Source organism: Nonomuraea sp. CX421 (assembly GCF_059358955.1).
The window spans coordinates 129,455-150,148 of the sequence record NZ_JCADBK010000003.1; the positions used below are offsets into that span (position 1 = coordinate 129,455).

25 protein-coding genes and 3 pseudogenes are annotated in these 20,694 nt (G+C 68.4%); 9 read left to right on the forward strand and 19 right to left on the reverse strand.

Annotation, left to right across the window (positions count from 1 at the left end; all coding sequences use genetic code 11):
* Positions 1-9 precede the first annotated feature (9 nt).
* From AC5L3X_RS06455 to AC5L3X_RS06470, 4 genes are all read left to right on the forward strand, one after another.
* Complete coding sequence (locus AC5L3X_RS06455) at positions 10-1,152, forward strand: sensor histidine kinase (protein ID WP_494855738.1); 1,143 nt, start codon at positions 10-12, stop codon at positions 1,150-1,152.
* Positions 1,149-1,799, forward strand: a complete 651-nt coding sequence (locus tag AC5L3X_RS06460) for a response regulator (RefSeq protein ID WP_189124952.1) — start codon at positions 1,149-1,151, stop codon at positions 1,797-1,799. Before AC5L3X_RS06455 ends, AC5L3X_RS06460 begins: the two co-directional genes overlap by 4 nt.
* Before the next feature lie 106 nt (positions 1,800-1,905).
* Positions 1,906-2,889 carry an NAD(P)-dependent alcohol dehydrogenase gene (locus AC5L3X_RS06465; RefSeq protein ID WP_189124951.1) on the forward strand — a complete coding sequence of 328 codons (984 nt, stop codon included), beginning with the start codon at positions 1,906-1,908 and terminating at the stop codon, positions 2,887-2,889.
* A 158-nt stretch (positions 2,890-3,047) separates the two neighbouring features.
* The gene (locus AC5L3X_RS06470) at positions 3,048-3,665 is read left to right on the forward strand and encodes a hypothetical protein (RefSeq protein ID WP_494855740.1); all 618 of its coding nucleotides are present in this window, start codon (positions 3,048-3,050) and stop codon (positions 3,663-3,665) included.
* A 47-nt stretch (positions 3,666-3,712) separates the two neighbouring features.
* Here AC5L3X_RS06470 and AC5L3X_RS06475 read toward each other — a convergent pair whose 3' ends face one another.
* The 11 genes and pseudogenes from AC5L3X_RS06475 to AC5L3X_RS06525 form a co-directional block, all read right to left on the reverse strand.
* Positions 3,713-4,363 (reverse strand): response regulator, encoded by a 651-nt coding sequence (locus AC5L3X_RS06475; RefSeq protein WP_494855741.1) that lies wholly within the window; start codon positions 4,361-4,363, stop codon positions 3,713-3,715.
* Positions 4,364-4,390: 27 nt separating this feature from the next.
* Positions 4,391-5,635, reverse strand: a complete 1,245-nt coding sequence (locus tag AC5L3X_RS06480; protein WP_494855743.1) for a sensor histidine kinase — start codon at positions 5,633-5,635, stop codon at positions 4,391-4,393.
* Positions 5,629-6,378: an ABC transporter permease gene (locus AC5L3X_RS06485; protein ID WP_494855745.1), complete on the reverse strand. Its 750-nt coding sequence runs from the start codon at positions 6,376-6,378 to the stop codon at positions 5,629-5,631. The genes AC5L3X_RS06480 and AC5L3X_RS06485 overlap by 7 nt, the downstream gene beginning before the upstream one ends.
* Positions 6,375-7,091: an ABC transporter ATP-binding protein gene (locus AC5L3X_RS06490; RefSeq protein WP_494855746.1), complete on the reverse strand. Its 717-nt coding sequence runs from the start codon at positions 7,089-7,091 to the stop codon at positions 6,375-6,377. The genes AC5L3X_RS06485 and AC5L3X_RS06490 overlap by 4 nt, the downstream gene beginning before the upstream one ends.
* Before the next feature lie 181 nt (positions 7,092-7,272).
* Positions 7,273-7,749, reverse strand: a complete 477-nt coding sequence (locus tag AC5L3X_RS06495) for an anthrone oxygenase family protein (protein WP_494855748.1) — start codon at positions 7,747-7,749, stop codon at positions 7,273-7,275.
* A 48-nt stretch (positions 7,750-7,797) separates the two neighbouring features.
* Positions 7,798-8,142 (reverse strand): annotated as a pseudogene (locus tag AC5L3X_RS06500) (site-specific integrase); the annotation flags it as partial.
* Positions 8,143-8,464: 322 nt separating this feature from the next.
* Positions 8,465-9,379 carry a GNAT family N-acetyltransferase gene (locus AC5L3X_RS06505; RefSeq protein ID WP_494855750.1) on the reverse strand — a complete coding sequence of 305 codons (915 nt, stop codon included), beginning with the start codon at positions 9,377-9,379 and terminating at the stop codon, positions 8,465-8,467.
* 150 nt (positions 9,380-9,529) lie between these two features.
* Entirely contained in the window at positions 9,530-10,081 is a 552-nt protein-coding gene (locus AC5L3X_RS06510) for a hypothetical protein (RefSeq protein WP_494855752.1), read from the reverse strand.
* Complete coding sequence (locus tag AC5L3X_RS06515; protein WP_494855753.1) at positions 10,071-10,499, reverse strand: MarR family winged helix-turn-helix transcriptional regulator; 429 nt, start codon at positions 10,497-10,499, stop codon at positions 10,071-10,073. Before AC5L3X_RS06515 ends, AC5L3X_RS06510 begins: the two co-directional genes overlap by 11 nt.
* Before the next feature lie 131 nt (positions 10,500-10,630).
* Positions 10,631-11,163, reverse strand: a pseudogene (locus AC5L3X_RS06520) (Tn3 family transposase).
* Positions 11,153-11,488 (reverse strand): hypothetical protein, encoded by a 336-nt coding sequence (locus tag AC5L3X_RS06525; RefSeq protein WP_494855754.1) that lies wholly within the window; start codon positions 11,486-11,488, stop codon positions 11,153-11,155. The pseudogene AC5L3X_RS06520 and the gene AC5L3X_RS06525 overlap by 11 nt, the downstream one beginning before the upstream one ends.
* A gap of 73 nt (positions 11,489-11,561) precedes the next feature.
* Between AC5L3X_RS06525 and AC5L3X_RS06530 the strand changes: the two genes are divergently transcribed.
* The 3 genes from AC5L3X_RS06530 to AC5L3X_RS06540 are packed head-to-tail and all read left to right on the forward strand — an operon-like array spanning position 11,562 to position 13,511.
* Complete coding sequence (locus AC5L3X_RS06530) at positions 11,562-11,921, forward strand: YciI family protein (RefSeq protein WP_494856234.1); 360 nt, start codon at positions 11,562-11,564, stop codon at positions 11,919-11,921.
* 7 nt (positions 11,922-11,928) lie between these two features.
* Positions 11,929-12,264: a YciI family protein gene (locus tag AC5L3X_RS06535; RefSeq protein WP_189124942.1), complete on the forward strand. Its 336-nt coding sequence runs from the start codon at positions 11,929-11,931 to the stop codon at positions 12,262-12,264.
* Positions 12,261-13,511 (forward strand): RNA polymerase sigma factor, encoded by a 1,251-nt coding sequence (locus AC5L3X_RS06540; protein ID WP_494855755.1) that lies wholly within the window; start codon positions 12,261-12,263, stop codon positions 13,509-13,511. The genes AC5L3X_RS06535 and AC5L3X_RS06540 overlap by 4 nt, the downstream gene beginning before the upstream one ends.
* Positions 13,512-13,784: 273 nt before the next feature.
* On the opposite strand, the gene AC5L3X_RS06545 is transcribed toward AC5L3X_RS06540, so the two are convergent.
* From AC5L3X_RS06545 to AC5L3X_RS06555, 3 genes are read right to left on the reverse strand one after another with little or no spacing between them, the layout of a single operon-like run.
* On the reverse strand, positions 13,785-14,330 hold the full coding sequence (locus AC5L3X_RS06545) for an HAD hydrolase-like protein (protein ID WP_494855756.1): 546 nt from the start codon (positions 14,328-14,330) through the stop codon (positions 13,785-13,787).
* A complete protein-coding gene (locus AC5L3X_RS06550; protein ID WP_494855758.1) occupies positions 14,296-14,508 on the reverse strand; it encodes a hypothetical protein in 213 nt (70 codons plus the stop codon). Before AC5L3X_RS06550 ends, AC5L3X_RS06545 begins: the two co-directional genes overlap by 35 nt.
* Positions 14,498-15,709, reverse strand: coding sequence for an MFS transporter (locus AC5L3X_RS06555; RefSeq protein WP_494855759.1), 1,212 nt, complete (start codon positions 15,707-15,709; stop codon positions 14,498-14,500). The genes AC5L3X_RS06550 and AC5L3X_RS06555 overlap by 11 nt, the downstream gene beginning before the upstream one ends.
* A gap of 47 nt (positions 15,710-15,756) precedes the next feature.
* Between AC5L3X_RS06555 and pdxR the strand changes: the two genes are divergently transcribed.
* Positions 15,757-17,193 carry a MocR-like pyridoxine biosynthesis transcription factor PdxR gene (pdxR, locus tag AC5L3X_RS06560; protein WP_494855760.1) on the forward strand — a complete coding sequence of 479 codons (1,437 nt, stop codon included), beginning with the start codon at positions 15,757-15,759 and terminating at the stop codon, positions 17,191-17,193.
* 21 nt (positions 17,194-17,214) lie between these two features.
* Here the strand turns inward: pdxR and AC5L3X_RS06565 are convergent.
* The 4 genes and pseudogenes from AC5L3X_RS06565 to msrA all read right to left on the reverse strand — a co-directional run.
* Positions 17,215-17,323 (reverse strand): annotated as a pseudogene (locus AC5L3X_RS06565) (peptide-methionine (S)-S-oxide reductase MsrA); the annotation flags it as partial.
* A 12-nt stretch (positions 17,324-17,335) separates the two neighbouring features.
* Positions 17,336-17,752 carry a type II toxin-antitoxin system VapC family toxin gene (locus AC5L3X_RS06570; RefSeq protein WP_494855762.1) on the reverse strand — a complete coding sequence of 139 codons (417 nt, stop codon included), beginning with the start codon at positions 17,750-17,752 and terminating at the stop codon, positions 17,336-17,338.
* Entirely contained in the window at positions 17,749-17,955 is a 207-nt protein-coding gene (locus tag AC5L3X_RS06575; RefSeq protein WP_494855764.1) for a hypothetical protein, read from the reverse strand. The genes AC5L3X_RS06570 and AC5L3X_RS06575 overlap by 4 nt, the downstream gene beginning before the upstream one ends.
* A 68-nt stretch (positions 17,956-18,023) precedes the next feature.
* On the reverse strand, positions 18,024-18,686 hold the full coding sequence (gene msrA / locus AC5L3X_RS06580) for a peptide-methionine (S)-S-oxide reductase MsrA (protein ID WP_494855765.1): 663 nt from the start codon (positions 18,684-18,686) through the stop codon (positions 18,024-18,026).
* A 121-nt stretch (positions 18,687-18,807) separates the two neighbouring features.
* Here msrA and rarD point away from each other — a divergent pair, with 121 nt between their 5' ends.
* Positions 18,808-19,731 carry an EamA family transporter RarD gene (gene rarD / locus AC5L3X_RS06585; protein WP_494855766.1) on the forward strand — a complete coding sequence of 308 codons (924 nt, stop codon included), beginning with the start codon at positions 18,808-18,810 and terminating at the stop codon, positions 19,729-19,731.
* Here the strand turns inward: rarD and AC5L3X_RS06590 are convergent.
* On the reverse strand, positions 19,699-20,688 hold the full coding sequence (locus AC5L3X_RS06590) for a polyprenyl synthetase family protein (RefSeq protein WP_189124931.1): 990 nt from the start codon (positions 20,686-20,688) through the stop codon (positions 19,699-19,701). The genes rarD and AC5L3X_RS06590 overlap by 33 nt on opposite strands.
* Between the last annotated feature and the right edge of the window lie 6 nt (positions 20,689-20,694).

The following is a 20,694-nucleotide window of genomic DNA, read 5'->3' on the forward strand; positions in this document are numbered from 1 at the left end:
GGACGTACCATGTTTTCCGTGCTCGCCCTTTTTCGCTCGGTGTGGGACGAGCCGCGCCCACCCGATCCGCCACGGCGGGTGTGGCGGGACTGGGCACTCGTGGGGGTGCTCGCGGCGGTCGCGGTGCTCGAAGGAGTGCTGCGGGCCGACCTTCCGTGGCGGGTCGTCTCGGTGACCGTCACCGTCGGGCTGCTGCCGACACTGCTGTGGCGCCGCACCAGGCCGCTCCTGATGGTCATGATCGTCTTTGTCGCCACCAGCCTGGCCCCGCTGTTGATGGACGGCGACGCCATGGACACGTACACGATGGCGTACGTCCTGGTCCTGTTCTACTCGTTGTGCCGGTGGGGATCGGGACGCGAGATCGTGACCGGCTTGACGATCATGCTCGTGGCGGTCTCCTTCTCGCTGTTCTTGGGTCGCCTCGCCCCCGGCGACACGGTCGCCGCGTTCGCCGTCACGTTCTCGGCCCTCGCCCTGGGCGGAACACTCCGCTACCGAGCCCGGGCCAGAATGCGCGAGCTCGACCAGATCAAGCTGCTCGAACGCGAACAGCTGGCCCGCGACCTGCACGACACCGTCGCCCATCACGTCTCGGCGATGGCGATCCGGGCACAGGCCGGCATCGCCACGTCGGCGTCGCGGCCCGGCGCGGCGACCGAGGCACTCCACATGATCGAGGCCGAGGCGGCACGCGCCCTCGACGAGATGCGCGCCCTGGTCCGGGTCCTGCGCCTGGACCGGCCCGCGGAGCTGGCGCCCGGCCGTCGCATCACCGACCTCGAACAGCTCGCCGGCCGAGACCACTCCGGCCCGCCCGTCGACGTGGAGATCTCGGGCGACCTCGGCGACCTCCCCCCGTCGGTCGAGGCCGCGATCTACCGCATCGCCCAGGAATCGGTCACCAACGCCCGACGGCACGCCCGCCAGGCCAGCCGCATCAAGGTTCGCGTCGCCGCCGACGACACCTCGGTGCGCCTGCGGGTGAGCGACGACGGCGGCCTCGTACGTCCGACCACGTCGAAGGGATACGGGCTCATCGGCATGAGCGAACGCGCTGACCTGCTGGGCGGCACCTGCGAAGCCGGCCCCGGCCCGAATCGAGGCTGGACCGTGACCGCCGTGCTCCCCCGAACCGGGTCGGTGACATGAGCATCCGGGTGCTCGTCGCCGACGACCAGGAGATCGTCCGCACCGGGCTCGCGATGATCCTCGACGCCCAGCCGGACATCGAGGTCGTCGGCCAGGCCGCCGACGGGCGTCGAGCCGTCGAGCTCGCCCGGCGCCTTCGCCCTGACGTGTGCCTGTTCGACATTCGCATGCCCGGTCTCGACGGCATCGAGGCCACCCGTTCCCTCGCCGGGCCGGACGTCGATGACCCCCTCGCCGTCGTCGTCATCACCACGTTCGACCTCGACGACTACGTCTACGCCGCGCTGAGAGCCGGTGCCCGGGGGTTCCTGCTCAAGAACGCGGGCGCCGAGCTGCTCTCCCAGGCCGTCCACGCCGCCGCCGACGGCGACGCGCTCATCGCCCCGAGCATCACCGCCCGGCTGCTCGGCGCCTTCGCCCGCACCGGGCGCGCCTCACCGCCGGCGCGCCCCGGCGAGGCGCTCACCGACCGGGAGGAGCAGATCCTGGCCACCGTGGCGCGCGGACGGACCAACAGCGAGATCGCCGACGAGTTTCACATCTCCCTCAGCACCGTCAAGTCGCACATCGCCAGCCTGATGGCCAAGCTCGGGGCCCGCAACCGCGTCGAGATCGCCATGTGGGCATACGAGACCAATCGGGTGTAGCCGTGACCTGGCCGATCGTCCGCCAATTGGGCGTACTTTCGGCTGATGAACGCCCTGGTGTCCGGCTTCTACGCTGAACTTCCCCGCAGTGGATGAGGAGTATGCGATGAAGGCGTTCGTCCTACGCTCGTACGGCTCACCCGACGTCCTCGAACTCACCGACGTCGACACGCCCGTGCCCACCGACGACGAGGTGCTGGTCCAGGTGCGCGCCACCTCCGTCCAGCCGTACGACTGGCACTTCATGAGGGGAGAACCGTACGTCGCGCGCCTGATGGGCGGCCTCGGGCTACGCAAGCCGAAGATCGACATCCTGGGCGCCGACGTGGCCGGAGTGGTCGAGGCGGTCGGCCGGAACGTGACGGAGTTCCGCCCCGGCGACGAGGTGTTCGCCATGCCCAAGCAGGGCGGTTTCAGCCAGTACGTCTGCGTACGGGAGGACGAGCTGGCGCCGAAGCCGAAGAACCTGACGTACGAGCAGGCGGCGGCCGTGCCCATGGCGGCCAACACCGCCCTGCTGGCCCTGCGCGACCAGGGACGAGTCCAGCCAGGACAGAAGGTCCTCGTCAACGGCGCCTCGGGTGGCGTGGGCACGTTCGCCGTGCAACTCGCCCGGGCCTTCGGCGCGCAGGTCACCGGCGTCTGCAGCACGCGGAACCTGGACCTGGCCCGGTCGATCGGGGCGCACGAGGTCATCGACTACACCCGGGAGGACTTCACCCGGAACGGCCGGCGCTACGATCTCCTGCTGGACAACGCGGGCAACCACCCAGGGGCGGCCTGCCGGCGGGCGCTGACCCCCAAGGGGACCCACGTCATCGTCGGCGGACAGGCCGGCCGCTGGCTGCGGCCCGTCGGCCGCATGTTCTCGACGCTCGCGGCGTCGCCGTTCGTGTCCCAGCGGATAGTCCGGGCGGACGTCGTCCGGTGCACGGAGAACAAGCGCAACCTGCTGACGCTGACCGAGCTCATCGAGACCGGGAAGGTCACTCCGGTCATCGACCGGACCTACCCCTTCGAGGACGTTCCGGCGGCCGTCAGGTACCAGGAAGAAGGGCGCGCCCGGGGAAAGGTCGTCATCACGATCTGACGGCCGGCACCGCGCCCGTGTCTTGTGCAGCACGAACCGACGGTCCTCTTGGTTCAGGGCCTGACGAAAGTCAGGGGTGGTCCCTGTCGTTCGGGTCCTGTCCTGGGGTTTCGCGATATCTAGCGTTGCCGACGTCAACGAGACGATCGGAGCACGTTGTGTGGCAGAGCAAGAAGTGGCAGAGCAAGAAGTGGCAGGGCAAGAACCGGTGGCGGGGCAAGAACCGGTGGCGGGGTGTGGCGCGGGCGGCGACCGCGGTGGTCGCCGGTCTGGTGATTCTGGCGGTGCCGGGCCCGGCATCCGCGAAGGGAGACCCGGACGAGGCGGCGATCCAGCGGGTGGTGTCCGACTTCGCCCGCAACGCGGGCTATCCGGGCATCGCCGTGGCGATCAGCAAGGGTGACCAGGTGCTGTACACGGGTGGATACGGCAAGGATTCGTCCGCTCCCGCGACCTGCCGCGTAACGTGCGCAAGGGATTCGTTTACGCCTACGGAGTGCCGATTCCCGTCACCGAGCCGAAACGGTTCGTCAACGGTTCCGACGGCGTGGTCACCATCGCCGCGGACACACAGCGGCGTCTGGTTCACCTACACCGCCGAACAGCTTCTGCTCCCCGGCGGCTACGGCATCGCGGTCATCGGCAACGGCGGCATGGGCCTGGTCAACGAGGGCATCGGCGCACTGGCGGACGAGTTGGCCACCCTGGTGACCGGCGGTCGGGGGGCTCACGACTCCCCGGGACGAGTGAGATCGCGAGCGGTCACCGTGCCGTGAGAGGCCATCCATGCCGAGACCGGTGCCGCGAAGACCGCGACAGTTGTTCAACCGCTGTCCCCCCTGCGAACATCGGCGCTCGGCTTGAGCAGGCCGGTCTCATACGCAGCCGCGACCGCGGCCGCCCGATCGTTCACCTCGAGTTTGGCGAAGAGGTGCAGCAGGTGCGTCTTCACCGTCGCCTCGGTGATGAACAGTTTCGCGGCGACCTCACGATTGGTCGCGCCACGGGCGACGAGCCCGAGCACCTCGAGCTCGCGGCGGCTCAGTGCGGGCGCGAGCTGTTCGGGCGCGCGCGCCCGGTGCGCCAGCGCGCCGGCCACGGAAGGGGACAGCACCGTCTCACCGCGAGCCGCCGCCCGCACGGCGCGGCGCAGGTCGGCGCGCGGGGTGTCCTTGAGCAGATAGCCGGTGGCGCCCTGCTCGATCGCGGGCAGGACGTCGGCGTCGTCGTCGAACGTGGTCAGGACCAGCACATGGATGCCCGGCGTCTGTTCGCGGAGCCGGCGGATGACCTCCGCCCCGCTCATCTTCGGCATCCGCAGGTCCATGAGCACGACATCGGGATTGGTCCGCAGGGCCACCACGAGTGCCTCCGGCCCGTCAGCCGCCTCGCCGACGACCTCGAAGGCGTCGTCGTCGGCGAAGATCCCACGCAGCCCGTCACGGACGACTGGATGGTCATCCACGATGATCATACGAATCGGCATATCTCACCACACGTTTCAGGAGGGGGCGGACGATCCCGCATCCGAGCCGGCCGGGATGGCTGGAATGGTGGCGGAGATTCCCGTTCCCTGGCCGGGGGCGGTCTCGATCTCGAAGTCGCCGGCCAGCCGCATCACCCGCTGACGCATCGCGACGAGCCCGAAGCCACCACTCGCGTCCGACGGGTTCGCCGCCCCAAGAGTGAAGCCCGCCCCGTCGTCACGGACGTCCAGCGCCACGACATCCTCCATGTACGACAGGGTGAGGCCGACCCGGGTGGCCGAGGCGTGCTTGCCGACGTTGGTCAGCGCCTCCTGCGCCACCCGCAGCAAGGTGATCTCCACCTCCCCGTGCAGCGGCCGGGGTTCACCGGTGACCGACACGGAAACGGGGACGCCGGAGGTCCGCGACCAACTCGCGGCGATGCCGTGAAGGGCGGTGGCGAGCTGGGCCTCGTCCAGCGGCGCCGGACGCAGCGCCTGAACCGATCGTCGGGCTTCGTTCAGGCTCTCCCTGGCCAGGGTGCGCACCGTACTCAGGCGCGAGCGGACGGCTGGGGTGTCATCGATCGCGTCGTCGACGGCTTCGAGCTGGGTGAGGATGCCGGTCAGTCCCTGCGCGATGGTGTCGTGGATCTCCCTGGCCATCCGCTGCCGCTCCTCGAGCACGCCGGCCTCACGAGCGCTGGTCAGTAGCTGGGCCTGCAGATTCGCGTTCTCCTCCGCGAGCGCGGCCAGCTTGGCGCCGGCCTCCCGCAACTGCGTGATCATCACCTTGCGGTTCTCGTTCTGATCACGGATGGCCTGGCCGACCAGGCCGATCGCGGAGGCGACCAGCAGCGCGACGAGGAAGGAGAAGAGCATCTGGCTCGGGGTCCGCCCTTGCTCAGGGCGAGCGACGACCAGCACACCGGCCGTCGCGACCACCCCCGCGTACGCCCACCAACCGGTGATCAGGGTGAAGGACTGGATGAACATCGCCACGCCCGTCACCGTGAACAGCGTGTCGATTCTGATCAGCGTCCCGATGACGGCGAGCATCACGACGAAGTAAGCGATCACCATCACCGGCCTCTCGATCCGGCCAGGACGCGAGGTGACCATGAACCAGTGCCAGACGCCGGCGACCAACACCAGGGCCGCCACCTCCGGCCTCCAGTCCCGCAGCAACGCGAAGACCGCCGGAAGCAGAATGAAGAGGTACGGCAGGACGGGCCAGACACGATCCCAGCGCGAGGCGGCAGGGTCGTCGGTGGCTACCACCGAAACGCCCTGACGGCGACACCGCCGGCGACGACGAAGATCGCGGCCATGAGGCCCAGGGTAACCGGGGACATCGCATCGCCGGCCCAGCCGTCGCGGATCGCCCGGACCGCGGGGGCCATGGGGGTCAGGTCGCCGATGGCCCGCATCGACTCGGACATGGACTCGCGGGGGATGATCGCGCCGGAGAGGAAGCCCATCGGAAAGAAGAGGCCCAGCCCGATCACCGTCGCGGCGCGACCACTGGGAACGAGCGCACCGACGAGGAGGCCGATGGAGCTGAGGCTCAGCGCGCCGAGTGTCCACGCCAGGAGAACTCCCCCCACGTTCGCCGGCGCCGTGAGCCCGTAGCCGATCAGTCCGACGACGATCAACAGCATCGTCCCGAGCGCGGCCAGCAGCATGTGAGCCACCCACTGGGCGCCGAACAGCAGGGTGGGTGAGGCAGGGGTGGCGCGCAGCCGCTTCAGCACCCGGCGTTCTCTGTACCCGGCGAGTGTGGCGGGGAGGACGACCAGCGCGGCGAGACCGATGACGAAGACGCTCAGCATCGGCACGGTGGCGTCGACGGCCGGCAACCCGCCCGGCAGGGGTTTGCCGGTGCGCAACTTGACCCACAGCATGATCAACGGGAAGGCCAGGGCGAAGAACGCCGACATCGGATCACGCATGATCAGCTTCAGCTCGACGGCGATGACGTTCGTGATGCCGTTCATGCCGTTCATGCCGTTCATGCCGTTCATGCCGTTCCCCTTCCGGTCAGCGCGAAGTACGCGTCCTCCAGTGAATCGGATCGTCCCTGCGTGATCAGCTCGCGCGGGCTGCCCTTGGCGATGACTCGGCCCCGGTCGATGATCGCGATGCGGTCGCACAGTGCCTCGGCCTCGTCCATGAAATGGGTGACCAGCACGACGGTGACCCCGCGCTCCCGCATCTCGCGGATCAGGCCCCAGGTCGTACGGCGGGCAGAGGGATCCAGGCCCGTGGTGAGCTCGTCGAGGAAGACGAGGTCCGGGTTGCCGACCAGGGCCAGCGCGATGAACAACCGCTGCTTCCAGCCGCCGGACAGGCTCGCGAAGCCGGCACGTCTCTTGTCCGTCAGCCCCCACTCGTCCATGAGTTCTCGCCAGTCTGCGGGCTTGGCATAGAGGGAGGCATACATCCGTAACGCCTCACCGACCTTGATCGCGTCAGGCAGGGCCGCCTCCTGCAGTTGGACGCCGATGCGCTGCAGCAGCTCGCGCCGGTCGCTCTGCGGGTCCAGACCCAGCACGCGCAGGGTGCCACCGTCTCGCCGCCGCAACCCCGACGCGCACTCCACGATCGTGGTCTTCCCTGCTCCGTTGGGTCCGGCGATCCCGAAGATCTCCCCTCGCTCCACCTTCAGGGAGACGCCGTCTACCGCGTCGCCGCCTTTGTAGCTTTTCCGGAGGCCGTGCATCTCGATGGCTGTCATGCTTCGAGGATCATCGGCAGGCGACTCCTTCGACATCCACCGAACGGTTGATGGGGCCCGCCCGGAGTCACCGCTTGTGGCCTGGGCGTACTGCTCAGGGTCGGTCTTGGTTCGAGCAGTTGCCCGCCGACCGGTGATGACCTCCCGCGTTCGACGCCGGCGGCATCGGAGAGCGCCTCGCCTAGCCTCCCGCCCTGTCGGCCACCTGGGCGATCAGGAGCGCGACGAAGGCCAGGGTCGCCATCGCCGTACGGACCAGATGCAGCGTCCACCAGCGCAGGCGGACGTCCGCCCAGCCGGCCGGCGGCCGATCGGCGTCCCACGAGTCGGCCAACTGGTTGAGCGGATCCAACGCGGTCAGGGTGAGCGCGATCGTGGCCACCAGGAGCAGCGTGGCGGCGACCACGAGCCAGAAGACGAGTCGGCCGCGCGGGTAGGAGGCGACACAGGTCGCCAGGAGCAGGACGAGGCAGGTGAGCAGGAGCACCGGCATGGCGCGGCGGTAGTCGGTGTTGAGCGCCTGCCAGTAGCGCACGTACGCGGATCCGGGCAAGGAACGTAGCGATGGGGCCAGCACGGTGAACACGAGCCCGCCGGCGAACAGGCCGAGCAGTAACGTCGCACCCGTACGAGCGACCTCCAGCAGCACGACCCGCATACCCGCCTCCGGCGAACCCGAGCTCTTGACCAGATGCACAAACTTTCATTAGAAGTGATTAAAGTCAATATGTGGGATCTCAGGCGCGCCGCAGGCTTCGCCGAGGTCGGTGATGATGTCGCGGGCGGCGCGGGCGGTCAGGCGGCCGCCGCGCTGGTTGAGGAACACCGCGGTGGTGCCGGCGCCTTTCCAGCTGACGCGCACTTGGAGCCAATCGGTGAGGGCCTGGCGCAGGTCGGGGTGGACGGGCAGGTGGCGCATCTTGCCGCCGTCGCGGCCCTTGCCACGGACTCGCAGCTCGCCCTTGCGGGCCGACAGCCGGACGTCGATCAGGCGGAGGCCGACGACTTCGGAGATGTGCAGCCCGGCGAAGTAGGGCAGCAGTGCGATGGCCTGGTCGCGCGGGCCAGCGGCGAGCTGAACGTGGCGGACAACCGGCGGGCGAGGCGGGTATCGAGCGCGCGGGGCGCGGTACGGCGGGAGCCGCGTTCGGGCCGGGCCTGGGGTTTGCCGAGGCCGCTGAGGGCTTTCCGGAAGGCACTCCCGAGTCTACTTCCGGAATTGCCTCATTCCGGAAGTAGACTTCCCGCCCGCTGTGGCGATCCGGGATTAGGCCGGCGATGGCGGCCAGCACGCGCTCGCGGGCAGTGGCAGCCAGGGGCGTCGATCAAGACGTACAGCGGGGGGCGGGGCGATACGAAAGGCGTTGCGCGGGCTACTTCGGCTGCCAGCGGCCGATCTTCTTGGAGACGAGCGTGGCGCCGATGCGCGTGTAGAACCGCTGCGCCGCCTCGTTGGCCTCGGCGACTTCCCAGCGGATCAGCTTGCCGTCGGCGGCTTCGGCCGCCGCGTGCATCAGTTGTTCTCCCACGCCGTGGCCGCGTTCGGCGCCGGTCACATAGAGATCGTCCAGGTGGAGGTAGTTCTCACCGGACCAGAAGCTGATCCGCTCTAACCAGGAGACGTAGCCGATGGCCTGCCCCTCCCGCTCGGCGATCAAGTAGGTGACCTCCGGGCGGGCCAGTATCTGCTGCAGGTCGGGGACGCTGACGGTGATGCTCCATGCCTGTTCTTGGTGTTCGGCCAGCCTGCGGATGAGGGCGTGCACGGTGGCGGCGTCCGCGGGGGTGGCGCGGCGAATCGAGGTCATCGTAGGTCCTTTGAGGATGGGGTTCAGGGTTGCGGGCCGGTGAGGGAGCCGGATGAGCGGGGGTGATGAGGGCGGCGGCCAGTTCGCCTGGCAGCGTTTGCGCGGCGGTGACCGCACCGTCGAGGCTGTCGCGGCCGGCGGCGGCGGCCTCGTGCGGCAGGCCCGCGGGAAGCGGCCGTGGACGGCGTTGTAGCCCTGCTCCTCCCACACCTCCAGTTGCGATTGCGGGTGCGCGGCGAACGTGCGGCCGCCGCGCCGGTCGGCATGCACGCGCAACGCGGTTTGCTTGGCCATGGTGCCGCTGGGGGAGAACAGCGCGTTGTCCTTGCCGGGCAGGTCGGCCAGCCGCTGCTCCAGCACCGTGACCGGGCCTTCCGGGCCGTCGGCCGGGGTGTCGTCGTCCACCAGGGCCAGCATCTGCTCCAGCATCAGGCGCGGCTTGCACCGGATCGGCGCGTGCAGGAACAGCGAGCGCCGCACCAGCGGGCTGGTGTGTCAGGCATCAAATCTCCTTCATTATTGCGACATATGTGCAAGAAGATATCGAAGAACCTTACCGGGGTTAGGTATCCACGGGACCTGCGGGTCCGCGACTTCCGTGCACGGGCGGGGGTGATGCAGACAAGCGGGTCATCCGTGTTCTGCATGCTGCCCGTGGTCGGAGACCTGGGCGTCGAACCAGGCATGCAGCGCCTTGACGAGGGACGCATCTGAGGTGGTGTAGGTGATCTGCGCCCCGGCGGGAGCTTCCGCGTAGCGGACGTCGATCCGGTCATGGCCGGCGGCGAGCTCACGCAGGCCGGGCATCTGCCCACCGTGGATGGAGGCGGGGTCGCCGAAGTCGCCCTTGCTGAAGCGCGCGACCTCCTTGGTTAGGTGCTCGCGGATGAGCGTGATCTGCCGGGTGTCGGCGAGGTCTTTGGCGGTGACGGTCTGCAGGCCGCCGCTGCCGGTCTTGGTGAAGCGGTGCATGGTGCGCTCGAGGTCGAACGGCATCACCTGCCGGCTCTTGGCCGCGATCTCCGCCTGCCGCTCCGCCTGCGCCTGCGCGCTTTTCTGGGTGCCCTGACTGCTCTGGCCGGTCTGGTCGTTCTGATCGCCTGCGGCGCATCCGGCCGACGCGCTGGCGATCACCGCGAGGCCGGCCAGCAGCAGGGGAACGGATCGCTTCTTAGGGTTCATCCATGGCCTCCGTGAGGATGTCCAGGGCGTGCAGGACGCCTGTGCGTTCGTTTTCCGGCACCCGGTCCAGGACTGCGGCGAAGCGGGCCGCTCTGGCTTTTGCCAGTTGCTCGGCGGCCATGATGCCGGCGGCGGTGAGCCGGACCAGCACGCCGCGTCCATCGTCCGGAGCCGGGGCGCGTTCGGCCCAGCCCCGGTTGATGAGTTGCGTGACAAGCCTGCTGGTGGTGCTCTTCTCCAGGCGTAGCCGCTGCGTTAGATCGCTCTGCCGCAGCGCGCCGTCCCTGGCCAGCTCGCCCAGGGCGTGCGCCTCCGAGGTCGGGATGGGCCGCCCACAGGGGGTCTGGTCGGGCTGGTGCAGGCCGAAGGCCCGGACGAAACGGGCCACGGCGTCCTGGAGGTCGCGCTCATCCGCCATGGTTCGACCCTGCCATGGTTCGACCCTACAACTATCTAGTTGTATGGCGCAACCAGGCGGGTAGATCACCTGATCCGCCGGGCTGAGCATCGAAACCCTGACGATGTTACGCGCGGGCTCCGATGCGGTGATCATGCCCTGCCAGAACCAGGGTGACCGCCGCCGAGGGCCAGTCGCTTGTTGATGTAGACCAATGCCGCTCGCAAGACCCGCAGGCATAGCACGGTCATCTCCATCTCCTCGCGGCGGTTGGTGGTGATGTCGCCGCCCTTGCCGTAGAAGATGACCAAATTTGCTCCGCTGGAGGACTCCACCACGTTGAGCCCTTCCTGGATCTCCCGCAGGCGCAGATAACGGGCGACGAAGATGGTCCTTTGAGCCCGCCCGACCTCCAGCATGGCCTGGTAGGTAGGGTGGGAGGCGGACTCGGTATAGCGGCGCAGAATCGCCTCGGTGGAGGCGGCGCCCTGCTTGATCGCGGTGGCGTACTTGATCATCTGGTCGTAGCTCTGCTCGATCAGTCCCAGCGGATCGGCCGGGTCATCGCCGGGGCCGGCTGCGGATGCAGGCCGCTTTCGCCGCTCTCGATGCGATACAGCTTGACCTTGTTGATCTGCTTGATGCGCGGCAGCAGGTCAAACCCAAGAGCAGGGTCACGCCGAATTGGTGCCGTACCCGTAGATCGCCAGCATCAGGCGTTCGGCCAGGACCTCGGGCGCAAGGCTGGAGCTGCCCACCACCGAGGTGACGGCGTTCAGGCAGCCGGTGCGCAGCACCGCCTCCTTGAGCATGTCGATCAGCGGAACCGAGCCCCAGCGACGGCCCACCTCCTTCTTGATCTTGCGCAGGTTCTGCGGCTCCTCCGCTGCGGCGATCTTTGTCGGCTTGGTCGCGCCGGACTTGCGCTCCTTGATCTCCACCCAGTCCAGCTTGGGCAGCACGGTGTTCAGCGCCTCCAGCTCGGCGCCAGTGCCGCAAGAATGCGGCACCGGCTCCGACCTCAGGGAGAACGGCGCCTCAAGGGCGCCACCCGACCGTCGAAGGAGACGACCTGTGAAGTTCATGTTGATCATGCATGCCAACCCGCAGATCTGGGACGCGCTGACCGACGAGGAGCGCAACGAGGTGATGAACGGCCACGGCCCGTTCATGGAGACCATCAAGAGGTCCGGGGAGATGATCAGCACCGTCGCGTTGGCCGACCCCTCGCAGAGCGCTGTGGTCAAGGTGCGGGGCGGCGTAGCGGCGGTGACGGACGGGCCCTACCTTGAGGCCAAGGAGTACCTCGGCGGCTACTACCTGGTGGAGTGCGACAGCCGGAAGCGTGCCCTGGAGCTGGCCGCGCTCATCCCCGACGCCGGCGTCGAGGGCCTGGGCATCGAGGTGCGACCGGTGATCTACGCGGGCACGGCGGACGGCTGAGCACGCGGTGAAGTTCCTGCTCAATCTCTACCTGCCCGCGGCCGACCTGCCGGGAGAGGGGTTCGACCATGCGGAGTTCCTGGCCGCGGCCGGGCAGGCGGGAGAGCTGATCAGTGCCCACGCGTTCGCCGATCCGTCCATCAGCGCGGTCGCACGGGCTCGGGACGGCGTGGTGACGGTGACCGAGGGCCCGTACCTCCAGACCTCCGATCAGGTCGTCGGCCAGTACGTGGTGGACTGCGAGAGCCGGGCGCGCGCCGTGGAGCTGGCCACCCTGATAGCGGGCGGTCTCGGCGGCGTGGAGATACGACCGCTGATGGACTCGGCCGGTATGGAGATGTGAGCACGACCGAACGCCTCGAGGATCTGCTGCGCGAACTCGTGCCGCAGGTCCTCGGCGTGCTCCTGCGCCGGTACGGCGGGTTCGAGGAGTGCGAGGACGCCGTGCAGGAGGCGTTGCTCGCGGCGGCGACGCAGTGGCCTGCCGAGGGCGTCCCGCGAAGCCCGCGGTCCTGGCTGGTGACCGTCGCCTCCCGCCGCCTGGTCGACCAGGTCCGCAGCGAGCAGGCCCGCCGCCGCCGGGAGGTCACCGCGGCGGCGCGCGAGACACCGCACGCCGGCCTCGCGCCGGCGCCCGGCGACGAGCGGCCGGGCGACCAGGACGACGCCCTCGCGCTGCTGTTCCTGTGCTGCCACCCGGCGCTGACGCCCGCCTCTCAGGTGGCGCTCACCCTGCGCGCCGTCGGCGGCCTCAGTGCCGCCGAGGTGGCGCGGGCCTTCCTGGTGCCGGAGGCCACCATGGCGCCGCGGATCAGCCGCGCCAAGCAACGGATCAGAGCCGTCGGCGCGTCGTTCGCCATGCCGTCGGCCCAGGACTGGGCCGACCGGCTGGACGCCGTCCTGCACGTGCTCTACCTGATCTTCAACGAGGGCTACACCGCCAGCTCCGGACCCGACCTGCACCGGGGCGAGCTCACCGCGGAGGCGATCCGGCTCACCCAGATGGCGCACCGGTCCTTGCCGGATGACGGCGAGGTGGCCGGGCTGCTGTCGCTGATGCTGCTCACCGACGCCCGCCGAGCGGCGCGCACCGGCCCGGACGGCGACCTCGTGCCACTGGCCGAGCAGGACCGCACCCGATGGGACACCGCCATGATCGAGGAGGGCACCGCGCTGGTCACCGCGGCCATGTCCGCCTCACCTCTCGGCCCTTACCAGCTCCAGGCGGCCATTGCCGCGCTGCACGTCCAGGCGCCGCGAGCCGGGGACACCGACTGGGAACAGATCCGCATCCTGTACGGAATCCTCACTCGGATCGCGCCCAACCCGATGGTCACGCTCAATCACGCCGTCGCGGTCGCGATGAGCCGAGGGGCCCACGCCGGGCTCGAACTGCTGGAAAGCCTGGACGGCGACCCCCGGATCGCCCATCACCACCGCCTCCACGCCGTACGCGCCCACCTGCAGGAGTTGGCCGGCGAGTACGCCGCCGCGCGAGAGAACTACCGGCTGGCGGCCCGACGCACCACAAGCCTCCCCGAACAGCGCTACCTGCGGGACAGGGCAGGCAAACTGCCCCGAAGGACGTGAGGGTCGCGGGGAGTCCTTGAGGTTCGACATAACGATGACTTGATCCCCAGGAGCGGACCGTAGGGGGCGAGCGCTTCTACACCGCCGGAGAGCCGCTGCAGCAGATCCAGCAGAACCATCGGACAAGACGCACGCCACTCACCTGCTCCGCATCAGCCACCAGGCGCGCAACCCCTCGCTGGGCCGCTTCGATGACGCTCAGCCCCGCCCGGACTGCATACACCACTTGCCGCCACACCGCCGGCAGAGCTACCTGAGCTCCTGCCCCTCCGGTCAGATGGGCCGCCTCCCTTCGGTAACAGCGCGCTGGACGGCGCAGGTGTCCGTGAGATCCGGCAGCACGACATCTGCGCCCGCCGCTTGTAGTTCGGCGACGCTGTTGGTTCCGGTTGCGACCGCGACGATCCGGGTCCCGGCCGCGTGGGCGGTGGCGATGTCACGGAGGGTGTCGCCGTTGATGACAGTGTCGGCGCCGCTGTGTCGGTGGCCGAGATGCCGCTCGGTGCGCTTGAAGGCGTGTGCCGGCAGGTCGGTGCCTTCGAAGGCGTCGCCTCCATACGCGCCGAGACGGAAGTCGATGTGGCGGTCGAGTCCGAACACTTCCAATTTGAATACCGCGAGCGAATACAGATTGCCGGTCAGTACTGACTGACGCACTCCTGGGACGGCCCCCACAGCCGTCAGTGCATCGGCCGCACCTGGCAGCGCACGCCCGTCAGCAACCAGGTCGCCTGCACGGTCCAGATGTTCTGCGATCAGCAGATCCGTGAAGGCGTCCAGCAGGTCAGCGCCGGGATCCAGGCCGTGAGCCCTCAGCACATCGGTAGCGGAGGCCAGTTCGGTGCGGCCGTCGAAACTGCCAGGGCTGCTCCAGCGTCAGGTTTGTCGCCTTACGGAACGCTTCGGCATAGGCCTGGCGCGCGACCGTGCCGGCGTCGATCAGCGTGTGATCGATGTCCCAGAGCACCAGAAGAGGAGTCGGCATGTCAGCTTGCATGAAGACCTCCATGATTGTTGCGGGCCCACACGATCAGTCCTAAAACCATGAACACGGCGCCGACCGCCGAGACAGCAGCCCATCCGCCGAGCCGATAGGCCGCCGTGCCCGCAGCGGTGCCGACCACGCCCCCAAGGGTGTAGATGGTCATGTATACGGAAGCGATCCGTGAACGTGCCACGTTCACCAGGCCATAGACCACGCTCATGTTCAGCAGGTGTGTGCCCTGTACCGCCATGTCCATCGCCAGGAGCCCGACGACGAGCCATGCCAGGCCCTGCGTTCCGATCGCCATCAGTCCGAACGAGGCCACACCCACCATGAGGAGAATGCCGGTCAACTGGCGTTGCCGTCCCCTGTCCACAGCCCGACCCGTCGCCTTTGCCGCGATCACGCCTGCGGCGCCGACCAACGCGAACAGGCCGATCTCAGCTTCGCCGTACTGGTAGGGAGGTCCTGCCAGCAGGAACGCCACGGTCGCCCAGAACACCCCGAACGCGCCGAAGGTACAGGCACCGATCAGCGAGCGTCTCCTGAGCAGCGGCTCACTCACCGCCAGCTTGACGGTCGCCCGGAACTGCGCGGCGTAGCCGATCGCCATCTCGGCGGGGGCTGACGGCAGGGTGCGTGCCAGCGCGCCGGTGAGCAGGAGCGTCACAACCGCAGCGCCCAGGAAGAGCGCACGCCAGCCGAACGCCTCGGCAGTCAGGCCGGCGATCGTTCGGGACAGCAGAATGCCCACCAGGCCACCGCTGAGCACCGTCGCGATGACGCGGCCGCGCTCGTGCTCGCCGGCGAGGGTGGCGGCGTAGGGGATGAGGATGTTTACCACACTCGCGCCGGCCAAGCCGATCACCGCCCCCGCGGCCAGCAGTACGCCCACGGTGGATGCCGTGCTGGTCACGACGAGCGCCACGACTTCGACGAGCAGGAGCAGGCAGACCAGCGGGCGTCGACGGACGATGTCGCCGAGCGGCACGACAAGAACCAGCCCCAGCGCATAGCCCAGCTGCCCGACGGCAGGCAGGTACCCGACCTCGAAGGCCGAGGGGTACGACCGCGCCATGTCAGGAAGCAGCGGCTGGCAGTAATAGAGGTTTGCTATGGCCACCCCGTAGCTCACCGCCAGGAGCCATACCTGATGGCCTGGAGCGTGGACGGCCTGCCCCGTACACGATGGGCGCCTCTCGTCGATGGTCACCGTAGCGACGCTACGAGAGTATTGGGCCTGAATTAAGATCCACCAATATGTCGAATTCTTGGCCCACTTCCGGTATCGATCTGCATCTGGAACTTGACCCGGCAACTGGCCGCCGCGCCGCTCTCGAGCAGGCGTTACGGGCCGCGATCCAAACTGGACGGCTGGCACCCCATGCCCGGCTGCCTGCCAGCCGCAATCTCGCTGCGGAGCTCGGGCTGTCCCGTGGAACCGTCAGGGCCGCGTACGACCAGCTCATCGCCGAGGGATACCTGACCGCCCGCCAGGGATCGGGCACGGCGGTGGCCGGGCTCCCCCAGCGCCACACGGACAGCGCAGCCGGTCGGCGTGACCCGGCATCGCCTGGCCCTCGGCACGATCTCCGCCCAGGCCGCCCAGATGTCTCCGCCTTCCCCACGGCGGCATGGTTGCGGTCCACCCGCCGGACACTGGGCTCCGCCGCAGCCGACGCGTACACCTGTGACGACCCGCGCGGCCGGATCGAACTGCGTACCGCACTGGCCGAGTACCTCGGACGCACCCGTGGCGTCCTCGCTCACCCAGACCTCATCATGATCACAAACGGGTACGTCCAGGCCCTGGCACTGCTCAGCCGCGTACTCAGCGAGACCGGCACGGCCACCATCGCGACGGAGGATCCGGGAGTCGCCTTCCACCGGGAGGTGATCCGTCGCAACGGCTCGGCGGTCGTCCCGCTCGCCGTGGATGAGCGCGGCGCCCGCACCGACCTGCTCGGCGCCCCGGGTTTCCCGTCGGTTGACGCCGTGGAGGTGACCCCGGCCCATCAGCATCCGACAGGACACACCCTCGACCCGCAACGCCGCCGGGCCCTCATCGGCTGGGCGCGTTCCAGCGGCGCTCTGATCATCGAGAATGATTACGACGGCGAGTTCCGCTACGACCGTCAACCCATCGGCGCGATCCAGGGCACAGCGCCCGACCATGTCGCCTACGTCGGAACCGTCTCCAAGACCCTCAGTCCCGCCCTGCGTCTGGGCTGGATCGTGCTCCCCCATCACTTCCTGGAGCCGCTGATCGAAGCCAAGCGCCACAATGATCGTCACACCGAGACCATCGGCCAACTGACGCTGGCGGACTTCATCGCCTGCCATGCTTACGACCGGCACGTCCGCGCAGGCCGGTTGCGCTACCAACGCAGGCGCGACCTGCTGCTGGCCCGTCTCCACGCTCAGCCGGGCCCCCTGCCGACCGGTTTCTCCGTCCACGGAATCGCCGCCGGCCTGCACGTCCTGATCAGCTTGCCGACTGAAGGCCCGACCGAGCAGCAGGTACTCCACACCGCAGCGGCCAACGACGTGGGCGTGGGACACTTGGGCGATCGCTGGCATGCCCCCGGAGACCACCCGCAGGGCATCATCGTGGGCTACGGAACACCGAGCGAGCGCACCTACCCGGCCGCAGTCGACGCCCTCGCCCACGTCCTACGGATCACGCATCGCGCATAGATCTCGCGCAGACAGCCCTGTTCACTCACCAGCGGGAGCAACGCCCACCGGACAGGAAACCCCAGTGCCACCGATCCCGCAGTACCCATTGGGCACTTTGTACAAAATACTGCTGGTGATAGCGCTCGCTTCAGGTCGTAATTCAGAGCGTTTCCGGAAGGAGGAGCAGTGCGCTGGTGTGGTTCGGTCGGACCACCGTGAAGTGACGGCGATCAAGTGTGGCCACCTCTGAGATCTTGAGCCGTTCGGCAATCGCGATCACGGACGCGTCCACTGCGCCCAGAGGAAGACTCGCGTACATCTCGACCAAGGTGCTCATGCGATCCAGATCTGACGCGGCGAGATCCACAAGCGTCAATCCCGCCCCGAGACTCCGCAAGAAGGCCGCTTCCGCCTTACCGCCTTGTCGTCTTTCGACCAACTGGCAGACTTCTACGACGACAGAGGAGGGGACCAGCAACGGACCAGGGTGAGTCCTCAGCAGGCGTGCGCATGCATCGTGGTGCTTGTCTCCGCGGTTGAGCGCCGCAACCAGTGGGCCTGTGTCAAGGACGATCACAGGCAGTGATTGTCCTCCGACTTCAGGATCTCTTCGCTGCGTTCGGCAAAATCCGGCTCAGCCGCCAGCAGACCGATGAATGGCAGATCACGGACGGCCGACGGCTCATCGAGCTGATCTTTGACCAAGCGCAGCAGAGGCGCGACCTTCTCTTCGGGGAGCCGGTCCACCAGGTGATGGAGTTCCTCGCGCATCACGCTCATGACGTCATTGTATAGACAAGGCTTTCCAGGAAGCCGGGACACACCTTGTCAACATCTCAGCGATGCGCTCAGGCCTCGCCAGTGGTTAGGCCGACCGGACAGGCCACGCCCGTCCCGCCGATTCCGCAGTACCCATTGGGCACTTTGTACAAGTACTGCTGGTGATAATCCTCGGCGAAGTGGAACGGGCCGGCGGGGGCGATCTCCGTGGAGATGTCGCTGTAGCCGGCCTCCTTGAGGACCGACTGGTACGCCGCCCGCGACGTCGTGGCCGCCTTCTCCTGCTCCGGCGAGTGGAAGTAGATGGCCGACCGGTACTGGGTGCCGACGTCGTTGCCCTGGCGCATGCCCTGCGTGGGGTCGTGCGACTCCCAGAAGACCTTGAGGAGCTCCTCGTACGAGACCTTCGACGGGTCGAAGACGACCCGCACCACCTCGGCGTGGCCGGTCTGGCCGCTGCAGACCTCTTCGTACGTCGGGTTGGGCGTGTAGCCGCCCTGGTAGCCCACGGCCGTGGTCACGACCCCGGGCGTCTGCCAGAACTTCCGCTCGGCTCCCCAGAAGCAGCCCAGCCCGAAGTCGGCGATCTCGACTCCCGAGGGGTACGGCGGGGCGAGCGGGGCGTCGAGGACCGCGTGCCGCGCCGGGACCGGCATGGCCGTCTCTCGCCCCGGCAGGGCGTCCTCGGGCCGGACCATCGATGTCTTGTTGCCGCCGAACAGCCACCCCATGGTGCCACCTCCATAGCCTCTGTTCACCATACATAGGCCGCAACATTTTAGAGAGGCTACATAATCCCGTATAGCGATACACGTTTGTGTTTAAGCATGGTAATGCCCGACTATGGGCTACATGCCTGACCTCCGGCGAGGCGTTCTGTTCGGGATCGCCGCCTACACCATGTGGGGACTTTTCCCCTTGTACTGGCCGCTGCTCAAGCCCTCCGGGGCCGTCGAGATCCTGGCCCACCGGATCACCTGGTCCCTGATAACGGTCATCGCGGTGCTGGCCGTGCGAAGGCACTGGTCGTGGTTCAGGACGATGATCCGGCAACCGAAGAAGCTCGGGTTGCTGGCGCTGGCGGCGGCGATCGTCACCGCCAACTGGGGCGTCTACATCTACGCGGTCAACAGTGGCCACGTGGTGGAAACCGCGCTCGGATACTTCATCAACCCCCTGGTCAGCGTGCTGTTCGGGGTGGTCCTGCTGCGGGAGCGACTGCGGCCGTTGCAGTGGACGGCGGTGGGGTTCGGCGCGCTGGCCGTGGTGGTGCTCACGGTCGACTACGGGCGCCTGCCGTGGATCGCGCTCACGCTGGCCGTCAGCTTCGGCGTGTACGGGCTGGTCAAGAAGCACGCGAACGTGGGGGCGGCCGAGAGTCTCACCGTCGAGACGCTCGTGCTGCTGGCGCCCGCCCTCGGCTACCTGATCTATCTGGAGAGCGCGGGGCAGGCGACCTTCGGGCACCTGGGTGCGGGACACGCGCTGCTCCTCGTGGGCGCGGGCGTGATCACCGCGGTCCCGCTGCTGTGCTTCACCGCGTCCGCGATCAGGGTGCCGCTCAGCACGCTCGGGTTGCTTCAGTACATCGCGCCGGTGCTGCAGTTCCTGTGCGGGGTGCTGGTCGTGAAGGAGACGATGCCGGCCAGCCGCTGGGTCGGCTTCTCGATCGTCTGGCTGGCCCTGGCGATCTTCACGTACGACAGCATCCGTACGGCTCGCGCCACCGCGCGGACCCGGCGGTCAGCCCGAACGCTCGACCACGTAGTCACATAGCGTCAAAAATGCGGTCTTGGCGGGGATGTCGGGAAGGCCGGAGATGTCATGCCGGGCCCGATCCACCCAGGCGGTCAGCTCGGCCCTGGCCTTCTCCATCGCCGGATGCGCGCGCAGCAGCGTCAGCGCCTCCTCGACGTCCTCCTCGCCCACCGGCCCCGACAGCAGCCGCCCCAGCCGAGACTCCGGGTCCGAGCCGAGCACGTACAGGACGGGGAGTGTGCGGATGCCCTCGCGCAGGTCGGTGCCGGGCGTCTTGCCCGACTGCCGGGAGGAGGACGCCACGTCGAGCAGGTCGTCACCGAGCTGCCAGGCCACGCCGATCGCCTCACACGCCCGGCTGAGCCGCTCCTCCACGTCGGCCGGAGCCCCGGACAGCAGCGCGCCGAACCGCCCCGAGGCGGCGATCAGCGAGCCGGTCTTGTCGGCCAGCACGCTGATGTAGTGGGCCACCGGGTCCTCGTCGTCGCGCGGCCCCACGGTCTCGCGGATCTGCCCCTGCACGAGGCGGGAGAACGTCTGGGCCTGGATGCGGATCAACTCCGGCCCGAGGTCGGCCAGCAGGTCGGAGGCCTGGGCGAACAGGTAGTCGCCGGTGAGGATGGCCACGGTGTTGTCCCACCGGGCGTTGGCCGACGGCGAGCCCCGGCGCACCGGAGCCTCGTCCATGACGTCGTCGTGGTAGAGCGACCCGAGATGGGTCAGCTCGATGACCACGGCGCCGGTCACGACCCCCGGCGCCGAGGCGTCGCCGAACTGCGCGGCCAGCAGCACCATCAGCGTGCGGAACCGCTTGCCACCGGCCTCGATGAGATGCTTGGACGCCTCCGTGACAAAGACGTCCTCGGTCTCCACCGACGACCGCAGCAGCTTCTCGACCGCGGCCAGCCCCTGGGCCACGTCCTGCGCCAACCGCGCATCCTCAATGGGAAGGTCAACAACGGGAGGCGCAGACATACGTAG

Bases quoted from the DNA above. Each gene is read 5' to 3' on its own strand.
- AC5L3X_RS06455 (WP_494855738.1), top strand. From the start codon at position 10: ATGTTTTCCGTGCTCGCCCTTTTTCGCTCGGTGTGGGACGAGCCGCGC.
- AC5L3X_RS06460 (WP_189124952.1), top strand. From the start codon at position 1,149: ATGAGCATCCGGGTGCTCGTCGCCGACGACCAGGAGATCGTCCGCACC.
- AC5L3X_RS06465 (WP_189124951.1), top strand. From the start codon at position 1,906: ATGAAGGCGTTCGTCCTACGCTCGTACGGCTCACCCGACGTCCTCGAA.
- AC5L3X_RS06475 (WP_494855741.1), bottom strand. From the start codon at position 4,363: ATGATCATCGTGGATGACCATCCAGTCGTCCGTGACGGGCTGCGTGGG.
- AC5L3X_RS06485 (WP_494855745.1), bottom strand. From the start codon at position 6,378: ATGAACGGCATGAACGGCATGAACGGCATGAACGGCATCACGAACGTC.
- AC5L3X_RS06490 (WP_494855746.1), bottom strand. From the start codon at position 7,091: ATGACAGCCATCGAGATGCACGGCCTCCGGAAAAGCTACAAAGGCGGC.
- AC5L3X_RS06495 (WP_494855748.1), bottom strand. From the start codon at position 7,749: ATGCGGGTCGTGCTGCTGGAGGTCGCTCGTACGGGTGCGACGTTACTG.
- AC5L3X_RS06510 (WP_494855752.1), bottom strand. From the start codon at position 10,081: ATGAACCCTAAGAAGCGATCCGTTCCCCTGCTGCTGGCCGGCCTCGCG.
- AC5L3X_RS06515 (WP_494855753.1), bottom strand. From the start codon at position 10,499: ATGGCGGATGAGCGCGACCTCCAGGACGCCGTGGCCCGTTTCGTCCGG.
- AC5L3X_RS06530 (WP_494856234.1), top strand. From the start codon at position 11,562: ATGTTGATCATGCATGCCAACCCGCAGATCTGGGACGCGCTGACCGAC.
- AC5L3X_RS06550 (WP_494855758.1), bottom strand. From the start codon at position 14,508: ATGCAAGCTGACATGCCGACTCCTCTTCTGGTGCTCTGGGACATCGAT.
- pdxR (WP_494855760.1), top strand. From the start codon at position 15,757: ATGTCGAATTCTTGGCCCACTTCCGGTATCGATCTGCATCTGGAACTT.
- AC5L3X_RS06575 (WP_494855764.1), bottom strand. From the start codon at position 17,955: ATGAGCGTGATGCGCGAGGAACTCCATCACCTGGTGGACCGGCTCCCC.
- msrA (WP_494855765.1), bottom strand. From the start codon at position 18,686: ATGGGGTGGCTGTTCGGCGGCAACAAGACATCGATGGTCCGGCCCGAG.
- rarD (WP_494855766.1), top strand. From the start codon at position 18,808: ATGCCTGACCTCCGGCGAGGCGTTCTGTTCGGGATCGCCGCCTACACC.
- AC5L3X_RS06590 (WP_189124931.1), bottom strand. From the start codon at position 20,688: ATGTCTGCGCCTCCCGTTGTTGACCTTCCCATTGAGGATGCGCGGTTG.